Genomic DNA, 21,855 nt, shown 5'->3' on the forward strand with positions numbered 1-21,855 from the left:
TACGCAACAGCCTTTCCGCCGCTCAGACGGCCGCGCACAGCTACTCCGACTACAATTTCGCACTGTCCATGGTCGCGGGCGGCCTGGGAATCGCCGTCGTGCCCTGTCTGGCGGTGCTGGGCTCGCAACCCGAGGGCCTCACAGCCGTCTCGCTGCCCGGGCTCGGTACCCGGCGGCTCATCGCACCCCACCGCACGACCCGTTCCGAGCCCCGCAAGGAAGTCCTCACCGTCCTGGACGCCGTGCTCTCGGCCGCCAACTCGCTGGAGATGCAAAGGCCGGAGTGAGCCGGACGGCGCCGACGACGGGTTCCCTGCTCCGCGCCGGTCGGTGAGATCCCGGAAACGGCCCGTTCACGACGCGATCAACCTGCGGGAAACAAGCGGTTTCTAACGTGTCCGCCCATGGATTCAGAGTCGTATACGGCCCGGCCACTCGTCGATGTCCCGAGCATCACCGGGCCCTGCCCGCCCACGCCGTCGGCTCGACTGCGGTGGTGACCGAGCGCGTCCGCCCCGCGATGCGGCCTCGCGTCAACCGGCCCTGAAATCAGAACACTTCCCCTCATCAAGGGGTTCCCCCATCAAGGGGCTTCCCCTTTCTCAACTCCCCGGCTGCCGACGACGCCACCCCGGGACGACCCACCGCTCAACGCCCCGCCCCCCACCGGAGCACCAGTCCACCCCGAAGGGCCGACCATGAGTGCAACCCAGTCCCCGCAGACGGCCACGGCACCGGAATCCCCACCCGGCCAGGCGGCCAAGGAGACCCTGGAGGACTACACCCTCCGCTTCGCGCCGCGCAGTTATCGCCGCTGGACCCCCATGGTCGTGGCGACGACCGCGCTCGGCGGCATCGCCTACATGGCCGATTTCTCGATAGGCGCCGGCATCGGCCTCGCGCACGGCACGGGCAACGCGCTCGTCGCGATCGCCGTCGCCGCGGTCGTCATCTTCGTCACGGGCTTCCCGCTCGCCTACTACGGCGCCCGCTACAACATCGACCTGGACCTGATCACCCGCGGCTCCGGCTTCGGCTACTACGGCTCCGTCCTCACCAGCGTCATCTTCGCCAGCTTCACCTTCATCTTCTTCGCCCTCGAGGGCTCGATCATGGCCCAGGGCCTCAAGCTCGGCCTCGGCCTGCCGCTGTGGCTGGGCTACGCCGTCTCCACCCTCATGGTGATCCCCCTGGTCATCTACGGCATGAAGGCGCTCAGCAAGCTCCAGGTGTGGACCACTCCGATCTGGCTGCTGCTGATGGTCGGCCCGCTGATCTACCTGATCGCCACCGACCCGGGCACGGTGGACCGCTTCCTCTCCTACGCGGGCACGGACGGCGACGGCGGCGTCGGCATCGCGCCCGTCCTGCTCGGCGCAGGCGTCTGTCTGTCCCTCATCGCGCAGATCGGTGAGCAGATCGACTACCTGCGCTTCATGCCGCCCAAGACCGAGACCAACAAGCGCGCTTGGTGGACGGCCGTGGTCATGGCGGGCCCCGGCTGGGTGGTACTCGGCGCGCTGAAGCAGGCAATCGGCGTCTTCCTCGCCGTCTACATCCTCGCCGAGGTCGGAGCGGCGGCGGCGCCCGAGCCGATCCAGCAGTTCCGCGGCGCCTTCGACGCGATGATGCCGTCCTGGTTGGTCGTCCCGCTGGCCGTGGCTCTCGTCGTGATCAGCCAGATCAAGATCAACGTGACGAACGCGTACTCCGGTTCGCTGGCGTGGACCAACTCCTTCACCCGCGTCACCAGGCACTACCCCGGCCGCATGGTGTTCGTCCTGGTCAACCTGGGCTTCGCGCTGGCCCTGATGGAGGCCGACATGTTCAGCTTCCTCAACAGCATCCTCGGCTTCTACTCCAACTGCGCCATCGCCTGGGTGGTCACCGTCGCCACCGACATCGCCGTCAACAAGTACCTGCTCAAACTCTCCCCGCTCCGGCCGGAGTTCCGCCGCGGCATGCTCTTCGCCGTCAACCCGGTCGGCGTCGTGGCCTTCGTCGCCGCCTCAGGACTGTCGATCGCCATGTACTTCCATCTCCTCGGCGACACCCTCCAGCCCTACTCCCCCGTCGCCGCGGCCGTCATCGCCTTCGTCCTCACCCCGCTGATGGCCGCCGTCACCAAGGGCCGGTACTACCTGCGCCGCACCGACGACGGCATCGAGGAGCCCCTGTTCGACGCCGAGGGCAACCCGAGTGCGACGACGTACGGCTGCCACGTCTGCCACCAGCCCTACGAGCGGCCCGACCTGGCCTCCTGCGCCACCCATGACGCGCTGGTCTGCTCGCTGTGCCTGAGCACGGACAAGATCGGCGACCATGTGCTGCCGGCGACGACGTAGCACGTGACGACGGGCGGGGTGCGTCGACGCCCCGCCCGTCAAACGTGAGCGGGGTCGGGCGAGTTCGCGTGCGGTGCGGCACGCGATCGCCCTCCTCTCCCTGATGTCACCGTCATCGCCTCCTCCCTGAACCTCATCACCCCTTCCTGACCGTCTGGCTGAAGGCGCGTGCGCCAGACGGGCGCACGTGGCGCGCCGTGCCCGGGCAGGGCGTGGCGGGGTGTCGAAGCTGGGGCCGCCCCGAGCCCCACTGACGCCCCGTCACCAGGAGGTGCGCACCTTGATGCGCCGCATCCTCAAGGCCGCAGGAACCGCCCTGGCCGCAGCGGTCTGCCTGACCGCCGCCGCCCCCGCCGCTTCGGCCGCTGCCGCCCCGCCGAGACCCCGCCCCGTTGCCGCCTGGGCCCCGTCCACCGTGTCCGCCAACCAATTCGGATACCTCGGAGCGGTCAGCACCGGCCTGGCCGCGGTCGCCTCGCTGCCGGACCCGGACCGCTCCCCGGCCGGAACCAACGATTTCGGGTGCAAGCCCTCGACCGCCCACCCCTATCCGGTGGTGCTGGTCCACGGCACCTTCGCCAACGCCTTCGACAGCTGGAGCGGTCTCGCCCCGGTGCTGAAGAACGCCGGCTACTGCGTCTTCGCCCTCAACTACGGCGAGAGCAAACCCCACGCCCTGATGAAGGCGACCGCCCACGTACCCGACTCGGCCAGGCAACTGGCCTCATACGTCGACAAGGTCCTGGCCGCCACCGGCGCTTCGAAGGTCGACCTCGTGGGCCACTCTCAAGGCGGCGGCGTGACGCCCGAGTGGTATCTGCGCTTCGACGGCGGGGCCGCAAAGGTGCACCAGCTCGTGGGCATCAACCCCAGCAACCACGGCACCAACGCATCCGGCCTGGCCAACGTCCTCGACGCGGTGCTGGACGTGGCGGGCCGGGCCGGCAAACCGCTCGGCCTGGACAGCCCCGCGGCCAGGGACCAGACGACCGGCTCCCCCGTGCTTCAGCAGCTCTACGCCAAGGGCGACACCGAGCCCGGCGTCACGTACACCACCCTCGTCACCCGCACCGACGTGGTGGTGACCCCGTACACCAACCAGTTCCTCAAGGCCGGGACCGGCGCGACCGTCCACAACATCCTTCTGCAGAACAAGTGCCCGCTGGATCTCACCGGTCACGCGGGCGGTATCTACGACCCGAACATCAACCGTCTGGTGCTCAACGCCCTCGACCCCGCGCACGCCGAACCGGTGCGCTGCGCCCTCATGCCGGTCCCGATGTAAATCCGATCGCGCGCCTCCGGGGACTTCGACCGGACCCCGGAGGCGCAGTCCACACCCGGGCCGTGATGCGTTGGACTGTCAGGGTGGTGGACGCGTCGCCCCGGCCCGTGCGCCCAGGGAAGCGCGGTGCCGGCTGCTAGCTTCCAGAGCTGTCGGAGGGTCCCGTCCATCTCGTGCAGAGGCGGGGCCATTGCTATGAGCTGAGGCGAAATTGACTGGTACGACAGAAAATTCGGACAGCCCGGCAGTTGCCCCCTTCAAGCGCAGAAGTTTCCTGGCGACGGCCGCGCTGGCGGCCGGCGCCCCGGTCGCGGCCACCGGTCCTGCGCAGGCCGCCGCCCAACGGGCAAGCGCGACGCACATCGCGCCCGGCCACCACTCCGTGGCACGTCTGCTGGCCGTACCCGAGGACGGCCGCGGAAAGAGCTGGCTCCGCAACGCCCTCCAGGTCGCGGTCGCCCTCGAACTCGCCACCATTCCCCCCTACTTGTGCGGCTGGTGGTCCATCAAGGACCGCGGCAGTGAGGCCGCCCGGCTGATCCGGCGCATCGTCGGCGACGAGATGTTCCACCTCGGCGTGGTCTGCAACCTCCTGGTCTCCGTGGGCGGTCGGCCACAGATCAAGGCAGCGGCGTCCACCTACCCCGGCCCCTTGCCCGGCGGCGTGCGCCCCGGAGTCACCGTCTATCTGTCGGGGCTGACCCGGTCCTTCGTGCACGACGTCATGATGGCCATCGAAGCCCCCGACCGCCCCCTGGCCCGCAGCCTCAAGACCGAACCCAGCATCGGCAACTTCTACGGCGACATCCTGCAGGCCTTCCGCAGTGTGGCACCGGACCTCCAGGAGCGAGGACAACTGTCCGCGCGCATCGGCTCCGACGTGCTGGAGCCGGTGAGGACTCCGGACGACGTCATGCGCGCCATCGAGATCATCAAGGAGCAGGGCGAGGGCACCACCAGCTCTCCCGCCACGGCCTTCGACGACGACTACCCGGCGCACTACTACGCCTTCGGCGAGATCTACCACGGCCGGCGGCTGCGCGAGAGCGACGGCGACTGGGAGTTCTCCGGCGCGCCCGTCCCCTTCCCCGACGCGCGCCCCATGGTCACGGTCCCGGCCGACGGCTGGTCCGACGCGCCGGGCGACGTACAGCGGCTCCTGGACGGCTTCGACGCCACCTACCACGCCGTCCTGCAGAACCTGGAGACGGCCTGGGCGGGCGGCGGCCACCGCACCCTGCACACGGCCATCCACACGATGCGCGGCCTGGAGCACCCTGCAGTGGAGCTGATGGAGCGCTCGATCCCCGACGCGCCGGGCAATTACGGGCCCCGGTTCCGCCCCTTCTGATCGATCGGGGCCGCGGCTGCTCGCCCTGATCCTGGTCAGTGCCGCTCGCCCCGCTTCCGGTTGGCGTCTCTCGCCCCGCTTCCCGTCAGTGCTGCTCTCCGCCGACATGGCGAGGCCCGACGGGGGCGGGGCGCAGCCGTGGCAGCAGCGCCGGGACGCGGGCGCGGTAGGCGTCGTAGGAGGCGCCGAACTGATCGGCCATCAGCCCGTCCTCTATTCGTACCCGGCGCAGCAGCCACGGCACGGCGACCGCCACGCACGCCGTCCACACGCCGAATCCGCAAGCCAGCATGGCGCCGACGACCAGGCCGAGGAGGCCGGTGTATATCGGGTGCCGGACCAGCCGGTAGGGGCCGTCGGTGCGCAGCTCGTGGTGCTCCTGGACCATGGGGACGCTGGCCCACATCGTGCCGAGGACCCAACGGGCCCACAGCAGCAGAGCGGTGGAAGCCACAGCCAACAGGCCGCCCAGGAGCGCGACTTCGGGCTGCCAGTACCGCAGGTGGTGCCAGAAGCCCTGCGAGTGTCTGACCAGCGTGGCGAAGATCCAGACGCCTGCCACCAGCAGTATCCGGCGAGGCAGCTCGCGGCGCAGTCCGCGCATCCAGCCGTGCAGGCCGTCCTGGCTCTTCACGCCGAAGTAGACGGCGCCTGCGAGCCAGGCCGCGACGAAGATCACGAAGCAGACGCCGATCAGAGCGACGAGTGCCGAGTGCAGAGGACTCATGCCTCAAGGGTGCTCCGAGCAGCCAGCCGATCACCACCACCCACGGGTCGATGGACACGTCTCCACCCAGGGATGGAGGAAATCCCCCAGGCCCAGCGGCGGGCCCGCCGGATGGTGACGATCCGGCCGAGCCGGGACGCTGTACGTGATCGATCCACACGACGTGATCTCTCCACACGGCGTGATCACCGATCGCGTACCGGCAGCTGCACACCGACCGGCAGCTGCGCTCGTATCGACCACCTCGTATCGACCGACTCGTATCGACCAAGGGGACCAGCCATGCAGACCCGCCGTGCCGTCTTGATGTCGTCCGCCGCCGCCTTCGCCGTGTCCGCGCTTTCGGCACGCGGCGCGTCCGCGTCCGCCGCGCCCACGTCTCTCGCGTTTCCCACGTCCACCACTTCGCGCAAGAACGGCCTGGTGCGGCTGACGTTGCCCGGTCTCAGCGGCCCGTATCCGGTGGGGACGGTCTCGCTGCACCTCGTCGACAGCTCCCGCTCCGATCCCTGGATCGCGTCGCAGCCGTACCGGGAACTCATGGTCGACGTCCGCTACCCGGCCCGCACGATCGCCGGATACCGGCGCGCGCCGCAGATGCTGCCCGGCGCGGCAGCCGGCTTCGCCGCCCTGAACAGTTTCTCCGACGTGCCCGCCGACAAGGTCGACTGGTCGGCCACCCGCACCCATGCCCACGAAGGCGCCCCGATCGAGCGCGGCAGCGGCCCGTTCCCGGTCGTCCTCTACTCGCCGGGGGCCGGCGACCCCCGCACCCTGGGCACGACCCTCTGCGACGACCTCGCCTCGCGCGGCTATGCGGTGGTGACGGTGGACCACACCTACGACGCCTCGGCCGTCGAGTTTCCCGGTGGCCGTGTCGAGGACTCCGTGCTGCCCGCCGAGTACGCCAAGGCGTCACCCGACCAAGATCGCATCAGGGCGCTGCTGAAGAAGACGATCGACGTGCGGGTGGCCGACACCCGCTTCGTGCTGGACGAACTGCCGAGTGCCCTCCCCCGGGCCCTGCGCGACATGCTGGACTTCGGGCGCCTCGGCATGTTCGGGCAGTCGGCGGGCGGCTTCACCGCCATGCAGACGATGCACGACGATCCGCGCATCGCGGCCGCCGCCGACCTGGACGGCCTCCTGGCACACCAGCAGGAGGACAGCACGCCCGGTCACCTCTCCACCGTGGCCGCCGACGGCGTCGACCGCCCCTTCCTGCTGATCGGCAAGGATGGCAACGACCTGCGGACCGTACCGTCCTGGAAAGCCGTGTGGCGGCACAGCCACGGCTGGCACCGAGGCCTGAACCTGCGCGGCGCGGAACACGCCACGTACACCGACGCAGTGGCCCTCGTCCCGCAGATCGCTCGTCAACTGGACCTGCCCCGCCAGACCGTCGTGAAGAACATCGGCACCATCGCACCGAGCCACGCCATCAGCGCCGAACGGGCCTACGTCGCCGCCTTCTTCGACCGCTGGCTGCGCGGCCGGGGCGATCACGGGCTGCTGGACGGGCCGTCGAGTCGCCACCCGGAGGCGTGCTTCTTCTGACTGGCGTGACGGCTGCACCGTGCCGAATTGTGGCCGCGGTACGGGCGCGGGCCGTGCCTCGCTCTTCAGGAGAGTGCCCAAGGCGCCCCACCGATGCGGGGGATGATCGGTGGGGCGCCGTCTGTGGGCGCAACGGCACGCAGAAGCGTGACATCGCCTCAGGGTTGATGCGTCGGGGATTCAGGAGTCGAAGTCGGTCGGTCGCCCCAGTGATTCGACGGTGTCGACTTCCTGCAGCCGCTGTTGGAGCCGTTCGCGGATACGGTCCACGGCGTTGGCGCCCAACGGCAGGCGCAGCGGGGGCTTTTCCATCTGCGTGGCAGTGATGACGGCGCGGGCCGCACGGGCGGGGTCGCCCGGCTGGGTGCCGTGCATGGCCTGGAACTGCTTCTTGGCGGGGTCGAGGGCGGATCGGTAGTCGTCGATCGGGTCGGCCCAGCGTACGGACCTGCCGGTGAAGTCCGTACGGAACGGGCCGGGTTCCACGATGAGGACGTGAATGCCGAAGGGGGCGACTTCGGCGGCCAGTCCCTCGGAGAGCCCTTCGAGGGCGAACTTGGTTCCCGCATAGGCGGTTCCGCCCAAGGTGGCCATGACGCCTCCGACCGATGAGATCTGCACGATGCAGCCCGAGCGTTGAGCGCGCAGCGTGGGCAGGACCGCCCGTGTCACGTCCAGCGCTCCGAAGACGTTGGTGTCGAACTGGCGGCGCAGTTCGGTGTCGGAGACTTCCTCGAGGGCCCCGCGCAGGGCGTAGCCGGCGTTGTTGACCAGTACGTCGATGCCGCCGAACTCCTTGACGGCGGTGTCCACGGCGAGGCGGACCGCGGCCGGGTCGGTCACGTCGAGGGGCAACGCACGGACGCGGTCGGGTGCTTGGGCGACCAGGTCGTCGAGGGTGCTGGTGTCGCGGGCCGTCGCGACGAGGCGGTGGCCGTCGGCGATGACCTCCTCGGCCAGCGCACGGCCGAGGCCGGTGCTGGTGCCGGTGATGAACCACACCTTGGCTGGGGTGTCGTCTGCGTGCTGTGACGGCATCATGACTCCTTACGTGGCATGCACTTGAGGTTGAGCCGCTGCCCGCCATCTGGTGATGGGCGTGTCTTCGGCTGAGGGTGCTCAGCCGGAGGCGCGGCTCGGGGTGGTCAGGGCGTCGGTGTGCTGGTCCTGTGGTGCGGGGGTGTTCTCGGGCGCCGCGCCGGTGGCGTCGACGGGGAAGGCGGAACGGCCGCTGACGACGGCGAGCACCAGGACGGCGGCGAACACGCCCAGGCTGACCCAGGGCAGTGGGCCGGTGCCGTGGGCGGCGTAGAGGGCACCGCCGAGCAGGGGGCCTGCGGCCATGCCGGCGTTGAGCATCGTGACGAGCATCGACTGGGCGATCTCCATGGCCGAGCCGGCGGATCGGGCCGATGCCGCCTGCAGCATGGTCGGGGCCGCGCCCAACGCCATTCCCCATACGGCGACGGCGAGGAAGGTGGTCACCGGGCTGGAGCCGAGGGTGGCGAGCAGCGTCATGGCGCCGACGAAGGCGGCGAAGGCGGTCAGGACCACCGCGCGCAGGTGGCGGTCGATGAACAGGCCGGTCAGCCACAGGCCGGTGATGGCGGCGATACCGAAGACGAACAGGACGACGTCGACGCGATCCTCCAGGCCGGAGGAGGACAGGAACGAAGCGATGTATGTGTACATGTTCATGTGACCGACTTCGAAGGCGAAGGCGATCAGCATGAGCATCGCGATACCGGGCTGCATGAGGACGCTCTTGACCGGCACACGTTCGTGGGCGGCATCCGCACCGATCGGCGGCAGAGCGGCACGCGCCCATGCGATGACGACGAAGCCGATGGCTGCCATGACGGCGAAGGTGGAACGCCAGCCGATGCCGGTACCCAGCGCGGTGCCCACCGGGACACCGATGGCCAGGGCGACCGGCACGCCGCCCATGGAGACGGCCAACGCCCTGCCCTTGCTGGCTTCAGGGACCATGCGCATGGCGTATCCGGCGATCATCGCCCACTGCAGGCCCGCTCCCAGCCCGGCGATCAGGCGGCCGGTGAAGGTGAGCGCGAACCACGGTGAGGCGGCCGTGACGGCATTGGCGGCGACCACGGACAGGACGGTGGCGAGCAGTACGGGCCGCCGTGGCCAGCGGCGGGTGAGTGCGGTGAGCGGAATCGCGGCGAGCATCGATCCAGCGGCATAGACCGTCACCAGCTGTCCCGCGGTGGCCTGGGAGACGTCGAGGCCGTCGCTGATCTGGGGCAGCAGGCCTGCGGGAACCGTTTCGGTGAGCACGGTGACGAATCCGGCGACGGCAAGGGCGAGGAGGCCGGCCCAGGGTAAGCGTGTGTCCTCGTTGGTGGACATGTCTGTCACGAGCCCTCCTGATGTGATTATCTTGAGTGCCAAGGTAATTTATCTTGAGACTCAAGGGAGTGTCAAAGGTGCCTGTATCCGAGCAGCCGCCAGGTCCGCAGGACTCAGTGGAGGCCGAACTGTCGCGGTGGACCGCCGACATGCCGGGCGTCGACGCGCCGACCGAGGCCGCCCGCCAGCGCATCGGGCGCATGGCCAGGCTTTTTGACCGCCTCCTCACACAGGTCGCAGCCGACAACGAACTCACCGCCGGGGACTGGGCGACCCTGTCGGCCCTGCAGCGCTCCGGGCCGCCCTACCAGGCTTCACCCACCGCGCTGTACCAGCAGTTGGGCCTCACGTCGGGCACGATGAGCGTGCGCCTGGCCCGCCTCTCCCAGGCGGGACTGATCGAGTCCGTCGCTTCCGCCGACGGCCGCGGCAAACCCGTCCAGCTCACGCCTCTCGGCCAGGAACGCTGGCGTGCCGCCACCCAGCAGAGGACCGCCCGGGAACACCGGCTGTTCGCCGAGGCGCTCTCTCCCGTGGATCTCGAGGAGTTGAACCAGCTGCTCGGCCGACTGCTGGGCCGCCTGGAGGACGAGTTCGGCCAGGCGACACGCCACGACGTCCCCAAGGACGCCTGACGGCAGCCGACGTAGCAGGCAGCCGGCCCGAGCGTCCACCGAGCGGACCTTCAGCCGATCTGTCCGAGAGGCCGTATCTGGAGGTGGTTGAGGTCCAGGCCGCGGGGCTGGTTCAAGGCGAACAAGATGCAGTCCGCGATGTCCTGGGCGGCCATCGCGGGGCCGCCCGGCAAGCCTCCCCTGCTGTCCCAGAAAGGTGTGTCGACCGTGCCGGGCGCCACCAGCGTCACGCCGACCCCGTCGGCGGCGACCGCGAGCCGCGTGTTCTCGGCCAGCGCGTGCACCGCCCATTTGGTGACCGAATACAGGTCGTCGGGAGTGTGCTCGGCCCCCGCGACGCCGCCCACCAGGACCAGCCGGCCGCGGCTCTCCTTCAGGTGGGGGACACATTCGCGGACGACGAGTGCGGGCCCCAGCACATTGGTCAGCACCATGGCACGCATGGCCTCGGGTGTGTGGTCCATCAGCGTTCCGGGCAGCGAGAACCCCGCGTTCACGACGACGTTGTCGAGCCGTTTCCACCACTGGAGCACGCACCGTGCCGCCCCGCGGACGTCCGCGGGGTCGGCGGTGTCTCCCGCCAGCGTGATGATGTCGTCCCCGGCGTCCTGCGCGGTGGCGAACTTCGCGAGCTTGTCGGCGTCGCGGCCGGTCAAGGCGACCCGGTGTCCCTGCTTGAGCAAGCCGGCCGCAGTGGCGGCACCGATACCGGTGCTGCCGCCGGTGATGAGGCTAACGGGCTTCACATGGCACTCGATTCGTCGATGGCGGCATCGAAACCCGCCGGGTTCCAGGTGTGCGAGAGGGACAACTGCCGGGCGCTTCCCACCACTTCGACGTGTCCGCCGATGCTGTCCCGCCAGTGCCGGTCAGTGGCCGACGAAGACGCTGCCGAACAGGCATCACGAGTACGCACCGGTGTGGTGACCCGCCGGCGGGGGGCCACCACACCGGTGTCAGGCGGCGTTGTTGGCGAAGCGCGGGCCGTAGAACACGGGGCGGTCCAGGTCCGTGTACCGCTCCAGCGCCCGGTACTCGCGCGGGTAGAGATCGCGCAACCGGGCGACCGCGGACTCGGGAACCTGATTGCGCATGATGTTGAAACAGGACCGCACGCGCATCTGGTCCATCTGGGTCACCGCGCCGCCCAGCGAAGGCCACCACGTTTCCACCGGGCCGTTCCAGGCGGTGTCCAGGGCCACCATCATCTGGGTGTAGGCGTCGTCGAATCCCTCGAGTTCCTTGCGGATTTCGGGTGCCTGAGGGTCGAGCGCGAGAAGTGCCGCGTAGCCGTCGTCCGGGACGGCGAGGGTGTTGATGACAACAGGCCACGCGATATCCTCCCCGGCGAAGAAGTCGCGTTCCGTTTCCCGGGAGATGACCGCATCTTCGGGGGCGAGATAGCGCCGGCCGTAACGCAGTTCGGCGAAGCGCGCGTAGTGAGATCCCTCCTTCTGGAAGTTCTCCCGGGTCGTCTCGACGGTTCCCTCGCCCTGGCCCTCCCCTTGTTCGGTGATGATGTCGATTCCCTGGAGCAGCTTGCCGACCGGATCGACATCGTCCGGCTCGAAGGTCAGGTAGCCGAGATTCCCGCCTACCTGGTTCGCCGGCCCACCTTGGCGCACGGCGCGTTCCACGGCTCCCGCATTGCGGATGATCGCTTCCCGGACGGCGTCGTAAAAAGCACCGATGGTCGGGTAGGCCGATCCGCGCTGGCGCGCGTTGAGCATGAACTCCGGGGCCTCCAGGCGCATGAACGCCTCCAGGCTCGCGTTCGACAGCTTGGCCAGGCGCAGCCGCAGGTCCGGGGCTACGCCGCCGGGCAGGCCGCCGGCACCGGGATACGAGGGTGCAAGACCGTTGATGTCCGGGCTGCCACCGAGTGCGGCAACCATGTTGGCGGCGATGGCCATGTGGACCATCTCCTCCATCAGCACGCTGCGGATGGTGTTGTAGGAGGGGTAGTTCTGCACCTCGAGCGAGTACATGGCGGCGCAGTACAGCGGCATCGTGGAGTGTTCCAGCGCCACTGCGGTCTGCAGAGCGCCGCGGATCCAGTCGATGTCCCGCAAAGGGATGGGCGTGGGCATGTGACGGCTCCAGGGGAATCGTGGCGCTCAGGCGGTCGCGTTCTCGTCCAGCGGGGGGTAGAGCATGGGCTGGAAGAGGTTCTGGAAGGACTCCTCCAGGTCGGGGTGCTGGTAGAACTCCGGACCGGTCTCCTCGAAGATGACGTCGCCTATGCCGCTGAGCGTGTCGAACATCATCGAGACGATCGTGCCGACCTCACGGCCGAAGTAGTGGGCGACCAGGGCGACGGCTCCGCCGTTGACGCCGTACGAGCCGGTGAACGTCCAGATCCGCGAGGCGGTGTTGGCGACCCACATCCGCCGGGCCTCCGGCACGTTGAAGCCTTCGCCGCGCAGTCCCCGCGCCACGGCGGCGACGCAGGTCAGCGGTTCGTCGTTGACGATGCCCGACCGGGCCAGGACGCCGACGCCCGAACAGTTCGCCGCGATGACCTTGCCGGCCTCGTGGTGCCGGCGGATGACCTTGTGCAGTCGATCGTTGGTCAGCAGCGCCCCGGAGCCGACGCCGCCAGGGATGTAGAGGATGTCGAAGAGCTCGTCGTCGTTGAGGACGGAATCGGCGACGACGTTGGTGCCCATCTGCATCTTGATGACGCCCGGCTCCAGGGCGACCAGGCGCACATCCAGATCCCGGTCGGCCGCCTCGCGCTGCCACGGCGCGATCTGGCCGGCAGTGACCATCCCGGCCCCCTTGAACACCTCGAGAGGGGTGATGGTGTCCTGCTCGGAGCAGGCCTCGTAGCCCAGCACGCCGATGGAGTTGATCTGCGGCGTCACGCTGTCCGCCACCTGACTCCGACGGTTTCGAGCCGGCATGGGAGTGCTCACAGTACGTCTCCTCAATTGGGGGGCGATAACGGGGAACCAGTCGCTACCGGTGCGGTGCGGATGGGTTCCTGAAGGCACCCTGCCAACAGACGATCGGCGTATCAAATAAGCAGAAACGCAGGCGGCCATCACGTCGCACAGCCCCCGGCGGGTCTTTATGACCGCCATAGCGGCTGCTATTTGGAAAGCGCGGCACCGCCTGTCTAATGTCCTGCCGGGACCGGGGAACCGCAACCAGCCAAGAGAGGGGGATCAGTCATGTCCGAGATGGCGCCAACCGTCCAGAACGCGTCTGATCTGATGGTGAGGATCAACCCCGGCCCACGTGATTTCTCCGCACTCAGCGAAGCGGTCCGTAAGGGTTCTCGTATCGGCAATGAGAACCCGGAGACGGACCATCACCTCAACGAAGTAATTCCCAAGCCATGGGGAATGGAGTACCGCATTTACGTCGACGACTTCATCGACGTGTGGAACCTGAAAATCAACGAGGGTGAATGCACCTCGATGCATGTGCATCCGCGCAAACTGACCTACCTGCTGTGCCTGGCCGGCCAGGGCGTGACCGATACCCTGTCGGGCCAGTTCCCCGTAGGCGCGGGGACGATTCTGCGGATCGGCGGCGGCGCCTTCCACTCCAGCAAGAGCATCGGGCCGGGCCCGTTGTGGCTGGTCGAAGTGGAAGCCCCGCGCAACAAGTTCGACCTGATCAGGCTCCGCGACAACTACGACCGGCAGGGCACCGGGTACGAGCAGGAGCACACCGAGGTTCCGGATCTGCCCGCCCGCCCGATCTCGTTCCTGCCGCAGGCCCGGCTTCGTGACCGTTCTCCCGGCGGTGAGTTCGCCTTCGCCATCCGCGCCGGCGCCGACATCTTCTACCGGCGCCAGCCGCAGGACCTCTTCCACATCCCGCTCGGCCTGACCGGTGTGGTCACCGGCGAACTCGACATCCTCGCGCCCGCGCAGGCCGACACCCGCCGCCCCGCACTGGACCAGTACTACCTGTCCCTGGCACTCGACTAAGGAGATCTGCATGCCCAGCGCCGTCATCATCACCGGTCCCGGATTCCAGGACCACGACGTCGTCTACGCCTACTACCGGCTCATCGAGGAAGGTTGGAACGTCGACATCGCCACGAGGAACGGTGCCGACGTCACAGGGAAGTACGGCATACCGCTGCCCATGGACAAGACCGCACGGCCCCTGACACCGTTCGACCAACTGGATGCCGCCCACTACGACGCGGTGATCCTCACCGGTGGGCACGAGGCGCCGGACCGCGTGCGGCAGGACGCGCACGTGCTGGACTTCGTCAGGGCCATGGACGCGGCGCAGAAGGTCGTGGCGGGTCTGTGCCACGGTCCCTGGATCATGGTCAGTGCCGGTGTCCTCAAGGGGCGCCGCGCCTGCGCCTACATCGGCCTGCGTGACGACGTCGTCAACGCCGGGGCGGACGTCGTGGACTCCGACGTCATCGTGGACGGCCACATCATCACCTGCTCCTACTACGCCTACGTCGGCCGCTTCATGCAGCAGGTCTTCGAAACCGTCGCCCAGAAGCAGCACGTAACCGTCTGACCTGCGCGCCTGCCCAGACACGCGAGGGGCGGGCGGCCACCTTCCCCGGTTCGATGCCCGCCCCTCGCGTCCCCAACGGAGAGCCTTCTCGTGCTGATACTCGACTTCGACGGCGTCATCGCGGATGCCTTCACCGAATGTGCCGTCGTCACCTACTACGCCGACCACGATCCGATCACCCTCGCCGGCAAGCCCATCTCCGAACTGGCCGAGGCCATGCCGGCACCCTTCATGGAGCGGTTCAGGCGGGTACGTACCTTCGCGCGGGTCCTTGACGACTTCATGCTCGCCCGCGACAGTGCCGCCGAATCCATCCGCACCGTGGAGGACTACGAGGCACTCCGCGATCGCATCGCGCCGAAAAGGCTCAGCAGTCTCGTCGACGGTGCCATCGCGGTGCGCACCGTACTGCGCGAACAGCGGCGCGATGAATGGCTGAGCATGCACACCCTCTACCCGGGCATCGCCGATCTGCTGCACCGTCACCGGGGGCGCGGCACCTCCATCGTGACCGCCAAGGACGAGCCGAGTGTCTGGGACATCCTGGCGCACCACCAGCTCGAGACCACGGTCACCGAGGTCATCGGCGAGTGCTCCGACAAGCGCACCGCGGTCCAACTGCTCGCGGAGGGCGACGGGTTACCCGCCTCGGCGGTGACCTTCATCGACGACCACGTCACCAATGCGCTCGCCGTCCGTGACACCGGAGCCAACTCGCTGTGGGCCTGGTGGGGATACCACACGGCCGACCACATCGAGCGCGCCGTCACACGCAGGCAACGACGCATCTACCTGCCCGAACTCGCCCAGCTCAGCGCCTGATCACCAGCGCCCCGCAACGCAAGGAGAACCACCATGCCGAAGGTACTGTTCGCCCTCACCTCCCACGGCCGGCTCGGCGACACCGGCCGGGCCACCGGCTTCTACGTGCCCGAAGTGGCGCACCCGGCAGCGGTCTTCCGCGCACACGGATGGGACATCGCATTCGTCTCCGTGGCCGGCGGCAAGTCACCGCGCGACGGCGTCAAGAAGGACGACACCATCACCGAGGCGTTCCTTGCCTCCCACGAGGACCAGCTCGCCAACACCCCCACCGCCGACGCCCTCGACCCGGCGGACTACGACGCGATCTTCTACGCCGGCGGCCACGGCACGATGTGGGACTTCCCCCAGGCAACCGCGCTCGCCCGGCTCGCGGCCCGTATCCATGAGCGGGGCGGCATCGTCGCCGGCGTCTGCCATGGGCCGGCCGGCCTGGTCAACATCACCTTGCCCGACGGGACTCCCCTGGTCCGGGGAAAGCAGGTCTCGGCCTTCACCAACGAGGAAGAGGAGGCTGTCGGACTCACGAATGTGGTTCCTTTCGCACTTGAGTCAGCCCTCATCGAGCAGGGGGCCAAGTTCGTGAAGACGGACAACTTTCAAGAGTTCGCGGTGGCCGACAGCCGTCTGGTGACCGGGCAGAATCCAGCCAGTGCCGCGAAGGTGGCTGAAATGGTCATTGCCGAACTGGTCTGACAACCACCGGTGGTTGGTTCCATCCGGGTGCGACTGGGCGGATGGAACCAATCGCCGGTTTTTTGACCCGCTTTTAGCACCGGCAGGCCAAAGATCGCTCGACTCCAGGAACCTCGTTCGCTAACGTTACGCCTACGGGGTAGTTGGTAGAGGTATGTACTCTCCCCGTATTTGACCGATCCACGGGGGCAGAATATGCAGCTCGGTTGGCTTCAGACGTTCATAGCGGTCTACGAATGCGGATCATTCACGAAAGCGGCACAAAAACTCGGAATAACTCAGCCCGCTGTGACTCAGCACATCAGGGGCCTTGAGAAAACCCTGGGACAAGCACTGTTCGAACGCACTCCGCAGGGGGCAGATCCGACCGAAGAAGGCCAAATTCTCGCCAGCGAGACCAAAGAGGCAATTTCCGATTTGAATCGGACCATCTCACGGCGGCTCGGCACCGGCCACAGCGACAGGCCACTCCGACTGGGTGGGCCTGCCGCACTCATGTCAGAACGAGTCCTGCCCTCCCTGGCGCAGTTCACCGCCTCCGGCATGGACATCGACATCAGCCTCGACACGTCGAGCAACGTCCTGGAAGACCTGAAGGCCAGCACGGTGGACATGGCCATCTCTTCCATTCAGCCCAGGTGCCGCGGAATCAACAGCACACCGCTCAACGATGAGGACCTCGTACTGGTCGCCGCACCGGAGATAGCCAACGACCTGCCGCCGGGAATCCTCGAGGTGGACGGGGCACGAGCTCTCGAGAAACTCCCCGTGGTGACGAACGGCGAATCGGAGCCCATCACACGCCACTACTGGCAGACGGTGTTCGACGCACCGCCACCGGCGCGGCCGGCCCTCGTCGTCTCCGATATGCGAGCTGTGAAATCAGCAGCCGTCGCCTCGGTCGGGATCGCTGTCCTGCCTTCTTTCCTATGCACTGAAGAGCTTTCCCGCGACGGCCTGGTTCTCCTGATGGATCCCGAGATACCCCCCATCACCACTTTCCATCTGGCCACACGCTCGGGAACCCTCGACAACCCGTCGATCGCACGGTTCCACAACCACTTACTCACCACAGCCAAGGCATGGTGAGCCCACCCCAACTCACGCAGGTTTTCTCGCAGATACCCGGGCAAGCGAGCGGCTGGAAACCTACTCGGCGATCTACTTCATGAGTGGCCACGGAACGATGTGGACTTTTCTTCGAATCAGCTCACTGGCACACCACTGGGAGGTGCCCCACCGGCACGCGAGAAGCCCGGACCCGGGATGAGCCGTTGGTCGCCAGCGGTGGATGCGGTGCCGAGGGCGGCGGGACGGACCTGAGCCGGCCGAGAGCGAGGAAGACCGGTTCCTGGAGTGGGGCGGGTCCATAGGGGGGTGCCGGCTGACTGCGGGTGGGCCGTGGCAGGCGGGCGCCAGCAGCGCCGAGGGGGTCTGAGAGCTCCGACACGCCTGGTTGATCCGCCACGGGCCGTCGGCTTGTGCTACGGTTTCCGTGTTGCAGTTGTGGTACCCATGAACCTATGTGCGCCTGACGGGAATGTTTCTCCTTCAGGCGCATTATTTGTTTTCCGGGATTTCCGGGTGGGCCCTCTGCCTAGAGAAGGAGAAAGTCATGGCACAGGGAACCGTGAAGTGGTTCAACGCCGAAAAGGGTTTCGGCTTCATCGAGCAGGACGGCGGCGGTCCGGACGTCTTCGCCCACTACTCGAACATCGCGACCCAGGGCTTCCGTGAGCTCCAGGACGGCCAGCGGGTCTCGTTCGACGTCACGCAGGGCCAGAAGGGCCCGCAGGCGGAGAACATCGTCCCCGCCTGATCGCAGGACGCGTATCCGCTCACCGGGGTCCGCACCTTTGAGGTGCGGACCCCGGTTTGTGCTGTTCCCAGGAAGGCAGACAACCGAATGTCCCGCAGGTACCAGAAGCCGAACCGGCGCGCCGCGTCATCCGCACCGTCCGCGCAGTCGCCGCGGGAATTCCGGCTGCCCGAAAACACGACCCCCGCACTTCCCGCCGTCGAGGACTTCGCCGGTATGGACATGCCCGCGGCGCTGCTGAAGACCCTCGCAGCGCAGGGCGTGACCACCCCCTTCCCCATTCAGGCCGCCACCCTGCCCAATTCGCTGGCCGGACGCGACCTGCTGGGACGTGGACGCACCGGCTCCGGCAAGACGCTCGCGTTCGGGCTGGCGCTCCTGGCCCGCACTGCCGGAATGCGTGCGGAGCCCAAGGCCCCCCTCGCCCTCGTGCTGGTGCCCACCCGGGAACTGGCCCAGCAGGTGACGGACGCGCTGACCCCGTACGCGACGGCCGTGAACCTGCGGATGACCACCGTGGTCGGCGGACTCTCCATCACCAAGCAGGCCGGTGCACTCCGGCGCGGCGCGGAGGTGGTCGTGGCGAGTCCCGGCAGGCTGAACGACCTGGTGGAACGCGGAGACTGCGTGCTCGACCAGGTGCGCATCACCGTCCTGGACGAAGCCGACCAGATGACCGACATCGGCTTCCTGCCGCAGATCACCAAGCTGCTGCGGCTGGTAAGGCCCGACGGACAGCGGATGCTCTTCTCGGCCACCCTGGACCGCAACATCGACCGGCTGGTGAAGCAGTTCATCACCGACCCCGTGGTGCATTCCGTGGACCCGTCCGCGGGAGCGGTGACGACCATGGAGCACCACGTGCTCCATGTGCAGGACGAGACCGACAAGAAGGCCGTCACCACGCGCATCGCGGCCCGTGACGGCCGGGTCATCCTCTTCCTCGACACCAAGAGATCCGCCGACCGGCTGGCCAAGCGGCTGCTGGCCGTCGGTGTCCGCGCGGCGGCCCTGCATGGAGGCCGCTCCCAGCCGCAGCGCAACCGCACCCTGGAGCAGTTCAAGAACGGGCAGGTCACCGCCCTGGTGGCGACGAACGTCGCGGCCCGGGGCATACACGTCGACGACCTCGACCTCGTCGTGAACGTCGATCCCCCCACCGACCACAAGGACTACGTCCACCGGGGCGGCCGCACGGCCCGCGCCGGCGGTTCCGGCAGCGTGGTCACGCTCGTCCTGCCCGAACAGAAGCGGGACGTCACCCGGCTCATGTCGGACGCGAACATCCGCCCCCGAACGGCGCGCATCACGTCGAGCGACACCGAACTGACCACCATCACCGGCGCCCGCGAGCCCTCCGGTGTGGCCGTCACCATCGAGGTCCCCGAGCCGCCGGCACCGAAGGCGTCCCGCCCGGACCGGAAGACGGGCAGCGGGGCGAGCAGGCGGTCCAGCCGTCGCCGAGGCGGCGGGGCCGGGGCCGGCGCCGCCACCGGTACGGAGAGCCGCGGATCGGGCCGACGCACTGCGGCCGGCGCGGCCACCGGCGGCACCTCCGCACCCGGTACACGCGGCTCTGCCCGCCGGGCAGGGTCCGGTGGGGCCAAGAACGGCGCCACCGAAGCGCGCGGCCGCAGCGCCGACCGCCAGTCCACGTCCACCGGGGGTGCGCCGACCGGCAGCGCCGCCGGCAAGACCGGCCGTGGGTCCGCCCGACGCCCGGCAGCAGGCGGAAGCACCAGCGGCACCGTCAAGGGTGGGGGCCGCGGCTCCGACCGTCGCGGCGGGAGCCGCCGTACCTCTGCGACCTAGGGGTGGAAGGCGGCGTCGGGCTGATCGACCTTGAGCTCTGCGCCGCCGAAACCGGCCGGCTCGTGGGCGCGGCGCCCCCTTTTCCGGCATTGGTCCCAGACCGGCGGTCTCAAGTGGGCCGGCCCAGGGCAGCGATGAACGGTTAGTTGAGAAGGGCCACGAGCTTCCGCGCGGCTGCTGACCCGGTGGTCGTCAGCCGGGCCCATGACCCGTCACGGAAGCGGATCCTGGCGTCGGACTCGTTCATGCTGAAGGGCTTGACCTCCGCGCCGGCTATCTCCTGCCGCGGCAACTCCCAGAGGACGGCCTCCGATCCCGGCACCTTCCCGCCGCCACCCCATTCGACGAAGCGGTTGCCGCGCGCCGTGTCCTCGTAGGACGTGATGCGTACGACCCCGTCGGAGTCGGCGAGTTCGAGCTCGGTGACGGTTCGCCAGGACCGCCGGGAGGGATCGAGTTGCCAGGGCAGGGTGCGAGCCGTCTCGCCCGTGGCCGCGCACATCACGGGGAAGTCGTCGACCTCGTTCTCGCGCTCCTCCAGTTTTCCGCGTCTGTCGGGTGACGCGGGGCTGTTGAAGAGGCCGGCGATGACGTACAGCGGCAGCATCAGCAGCCCGCCGACCACGGTTTGGGTGTGCCGGCCGAGCTTGCCGAAGAACCCTCGTACCGCGAAGGGCTGTCCAGCGGGCCAGCCCGTCAGGTCCGCTTCTATGTCGTTGCGCTCGTGGTCGCGGAACGAGCGCCGCCTGGCCACCGAGGCGGCCGTACCGCTGGCGAACTCGACCCGGAACCGTTCGTGTTTCGCGTCCATCTGCCCCGTCTCTCGCCGGCCCCAAGTGGCGGGTCAACTATGCCAAGTGGGGCCGCGGTTGCCGCAAGCCGGACCCGGTCGGCGGGGCAGTCGAGGTGCGGCCCGTCGGTGAGCCCGTGGAAAAGGAGTTGCCCGCGGGCCGCGGGTTCGATCAGGATCGCCCGCATGGATCTGTAACTGCTGCCACGTACCCACGGTCGACCTGTCGCGCGATCGACCTCGGAGCCTGACGACCCGGCCCCGAGGCGGCACCCGCGCCCTCGTGTGCATCCGTCAGATCCCAGGAGCCGCGGCCTGGCCCGCGTGGGCTCCTGCTGAGCGCAGAAATCAACCACATTCATGAATACCACCCGCAAGGCCCAGTGGGCCGTGCGTCAGTCCGCCCTGCCCACCGTCGTGAAACCCTGCCTGAACTGCACCGGCACGCGTCACCGCCCCTCGGGCAAGTTCCGCGTCAACGCGAGCGGCAAGCTCCTCGACGTCTGGCTGCTCCTGAACTGCGCCGTGTGCGACCGCACTTCGAAGGTGCCCCTCCACGAACGCACCCACGTGTCGTCGCTGGAGCCCGCTCGCCTGGTGGCGTACGAGTCCAACAACCCTGCCGTGGTGGGGGAATGGGCGATGAGCGCGTCACTCGCCGCGAAGAACGGATACCGCCTCGACTGGACCGGTACGTGGCAACTCCACACCGGCAGGCCTGAGTACGAACTCGACGCGCCGGCCCCGGTCACGGTGCTGATCAGCTTCGAACTGCCCGCTCCGGTTCGCGTCGAACGACTGCTCACGCTCGGGCTCGGCGTCAGCCGTACCGCGGTACGACGCATGGTCGCGGACGGTCGCATCCAGCTGCCGCTGGCTCCCGGCGACAAGACCCATCGGGACTTCGAGTTCACCATTGACCGATCCTCCGGCTCAGTCGGCGCCGCAAGAGGCTCTACGGTCCTGGTCGCTTGGCTCAAGAACGCACCAGTCTGAGCCGGGCCGGGACACTCCACGCACGGCCGAGAATGCCGCGTTGGGCGGCGATGGCCTAGTGTCCTGCGCCAGTAGTTGATCGTTAGTAGGTGTGTGACTTCTGCTGCTGGTGCGTCAGTTCCCCGTCGGGGCCCGAAGCTGGAACCGTTG

At 68.4% G+C, this 21,855-nt stretch carries 21 protein-coding genes; 14 read left to right on the forward strand and 7 right to left on the reverse strand.

Features of this window, described 5'->3' with window-relative positions:
• Nucleotides 1–68: 68 nt before the first annotated feature.
• The 4 genes from ACGFYN_RS38950 (at nucleotide 69) to ACGFYN_RS38965 (ending at nucleotide 4,981) form a co-directional block, all read left to right on the forward strand.
• The gene (locus ACGFYN_RS38950) at nucleotides 69–287 is read left to right on the forward strand and encodes a hypothetical protein (protein WP_393870713.1); all 219 of its coding nucleotides are present in this window, start codon (nucleotides 69–71) and stop codon (nucleotides 285–287) included.
• A 411-nt stretch (nucleotides 288–698) separates the two neighbouring features.
• Nucleotides 699–2,345 carry a purine-cytosine permease family protein gene (locus ACGFYN_RS38955; RefSeq protein ID WP_393870714.1) on the forward strand — a complete coding sequence of 549 codons (1,647 nt, stop codon included), beginning with the start codon at nucleotides 699–701 and terminating at the stop codon, nucleotides 2,343–2,345.
• Nucleotides 2,346–2,628: 283 nt separating this feature from the next.
• Nucleotides 2,629–3,630: an esterase/lipase family protein gene (locus ACGFYN_RS38960; protein ID WP_393870715.1), complete on the forward strand. Its 1,002-nt coding sequence runs from the start codon at nucleotides 2,629–2,631 to the stop codon at nucleotides 3,628–3,630.
• A 211-nt stretch (nucleotides 3,631–3,841) separates the two neighbouring features.
• Nucleotides 3,842–4,981: a ferritin-like protein gene (locus tag ACGFYN_RS38965; RefSeq protein WP_393870716.1), complete on the forward strand. Its 1,140-nt coding sequence runs from the start codon at nucleotides 3,842–3,844 to the stop codon at nucleotides 4,979–4,981.
• A gap of 85 nt (nucleotides 4,982–5,066) precedes the next feature.
• On the opposite strand, the gene ACGFYN_RS38970 is transcribed toward ACGFYN_RS38965, so the two are convergent.
• Entirely contained in the window at nucleotides 5,067–5,708 is a 642-nt protein-coding gene (locus ACGFYN_RS38970; protein WP_393870717.1) for a methyltransferase family protein, read from the reverse strand.
• A gap of 282 nt (nucleotides 5,709–5,990) precedes the next feature.
• Here ACGFYN_RS38970 and ACGFYN_RS38975 point away from each other — a divergent pair, with 282 nt between their 5' ends.
• Nucleotides 5,991–7,265, forward strand: a complete 1,275-nt coding sequence (locus tag ACGFYN_RS38975; protein WP_393870718.1) for an alpha/beta hydrolase family protein — start codon at nucleotides 5,991–5,993, stop codon at nucleotides 7,263–7,265.
• A gap of 180 nt (nucleotides 7,266–7,445) precedes the next feature.
• On the opposite strand, the gene ACGFYN_RS38980 is transcribed toward ACGFYN_RS38975, so the two are convergent.
• The gene (locus ACGFYN_RS38980; protein ID WP_393870719.1) at nucleotides 7,446–8,306 is read right to left on the reverse strand and encodes an oxidoreductase; all 861 of its coding nucleotides are present in this window, start codon (nucleotides 8,304–8,306) and stop codon (nucleotides 7,446–7,448) included.
• 78 nt (nucleotides 8,307–8,384) lie between these two features.
• Nucleotides 8,385–9,635, reverse strand: a complete 1,251-nt coding sequence (locus ACGFYN_RS38985) for an MFS transporter (protein ID WP_393870734.1) — start codon at nucleotides 9,633–9,635, stop codon at nucleotides 8,385–8,387.
• Nucleotides 9,636–9,712: 77 nt separating this feature from the next.
• Here ACGFYN_RS38985 and ACGFYN_RS38990 point away from each other — a divergent pair, with 77 nt between their 5' ends.
• Complete coding sequence (locus ACGFYN_RS38990) at nucleotides 9,713–10,270, forward strand: MarR family winged helix-turn-helix transcriptional regulator (protein ID WP_393870720.1); 558 nt, start codon at nucleotides 9,713–9,715, stop codon at nucleotides 10,268–10,270.
• Between the two features lie 50 nt (nucleotides 10,271–10,320).
• Here the strand turns inward: ACGFYN_RS38990 and ACGFYN_RS38995 are convergent, their stop codons facing one another.
• The 3 genes from ACGFYN_RS38995 to ACGFYN_RS39005 all read right to left on the reverse strand — a co-directional run bounded on the left by ACGFYN_RS38995 (nucleotide 10,321) and on the right by ACGFYN_RS39005 (nucleotide 13,137).
• Nucleotides 10,321–11,016: an SDR family oxidoreductase gene (locus ACGFYN_RS38995; RefSeq protein ID WP_393870721.1), complete on the reverse strand. Its 696-nt coding sequence runs from the start codon at nucleotides 11,014–11,016 to the stop codon at nucleotides 10,321–10,323.
• A 210-nt stretch (nucleotides 11,017–11,226) separates the two neighbouring features.
• Nucleotides 11,227–12,360, reverse strand: coding sequence for a ferritin-like protein (locus ACGFYN_RS39000; protein WP_393870722.1), 1,134 nt, complete (start codon nucleotides 12,358–12,360; stop codon nucleotides 11,227–11,229).
• A gap of 27 nt (nucleotides 12,361–12,387) precedes the next feature.
• The gene (locus ACGFYN_RS39005; RefSeq protein ID WP_393870723.1) at nucleotides 12,388–13,137 is read right to left on the reverse strand and encodes a DJ-1/PfpI family protein; all 750 of its coding nucleotides are present in this window, start codon (nucleotides 13,135–13,137) and stop codon (nucleotides 12,388–12,390) included.
• Between the two features lie 309 nt (nucleotides 13,138–13,446).
• On the opposite strand from ACGFYN_RS39005, the gene ACGFYN_RS39010 reads away from it, so the two are divergent.
• The 7 genes from ACGFYN_RS39010 to ACGFYN_RS39040 all read left to right on the forward strand — a co-directional run bounded on the left by ACGFYN_RS39010 (nucleotide 13,447) and on the right by ACGFYN_RS39040 (nucleotide 19,919).
• A complete protein-coding gene (locus tag ACGFYN_RS39010) occupies nucleotides 13,447–14,214 on the forward strand; it encodes a cupin domain-containing protein (RefSeq protein ID WP_393870724.1) in 768 nt (255 codons plus the stop codon).
• Nucleotides 14,215–14,224: 10 nt separating this feature from the next.
• Nucleotides 14,225–14,770: a DJ-1/PfpI family protein gene (locus ACGFYN_RS39015; RefSeq protein WP_393870725.1), complete on the forward strand. Its 546-nt coding sequence runs from the start codon at nucleotides 14,225–14,227 to the stop codon at nucleotides 14,768–14,770.
• A gap of 90 nt (nucleotides 14,771–14,860) precedes the next feature.
• Nucleotides 14,861–15,592, forward strand: a complete 732-nt coding sequence (locus ACGFYN_RS39020) for an HAD family hydrolase (RefSeq protein ID WP_393870726.1) — start codon at nucleotides 14,861–14,863, stop codon at nucleotides 15,590–15,592.
• A gap of 33 nt (nucleotides 15,593–15,625) precedes the next feature.
• Nucleotides 15,626–16,288 (forward strand): type 1 glutamine amidotransferase domain-containing protein, encoded by a 663-nt coding sequence (locus tag ACGFYN_RS39025; RefSeq protein WP_393870727.1) that lies wholly within the window; start codon nucleotides 15,626–15,628, stop codon nucleotides 16,286–16,288.
• Between the two features lie 195 nt (nucleotides 16,289–16,483).
• Nucleotides 16,484–17,377, forward strand: a complete 894-nt coding sequence (locus tag ACGFYN_RS39030; RefSeq protein WP_393870735.1) for a LysR family transcriptional regulator — start codon at nucleotides 16,484–16,486, stop codon at nucleotides 17,375–17,377.
• A 526-nt stretch (nucleotides 17,378–17,903) separates the two neighbouring features.
• A complete protein-coding gene (locus ACGFYN_RS39035) occupies nucleotides 17,904–18,107 on the forward strand; it encodes a cold-shock protein (protein ID WP_240111487.1) in 204 nt (67 codons plus the stop codon).
• Between the two features lie 87 nt (nucleotides 18,108–18,194).
• A complete protein-coding gene (locus tag ACGFYN_RS39040; RefSeq protein WP_393870728.1) occupies nucleotides 18,195–19,919 on the forward strand; it encodes a DEAD/DEAH box helicase in 1,725 nt (574 codons plus the stop codon).
• A gap of 142 nt (nucleotides 19,920–20,061) precedes the next feature.
• On the opposite strand, the gene ACGFYN_RS39045 is transcribed toward ACGFYN_RS39040, so the two are convergent.
• Nucleotides 20,062–20,730: a hypothetical protein gene (locus ACGFYN_RS39045; RefSeq protein ID WP_393870729.1), complete on the reverse strand. Its 669-nt coding sequence runs from the start codon at nucleotides 20,728–20,730 to the stop codon at nucleotides 20,062–20,064.
• 339 nt (nucleotides 20,731–21,069) lie between these two features.
• Here ACGFYN_RS39045 and ACGFYN_RS39050 point away from each other — a divergent pair, with 339 nt between their 5' ends.
• A complete protein-coding gene (locus ACGFYN_RS39050) occupies nucleotides 21,070–21,705 on the forward strand; it encodes a DUF1062 domain-containing protein (protein WP_393870730.1) in 636 nt (211 codons plus the stop codon).
• Nucleotides 21,706–21,855: the final 150 nt, after the last annotated feature.

Source organism: Streptomyces sp. NPDC048419 (assembly GCF_043200415.1).
Classification (GTDB): Bacteria; Actinomycetota; Actinomycetes; order Streptomycetales; family Streptomycetaceae; genus Streptomyces.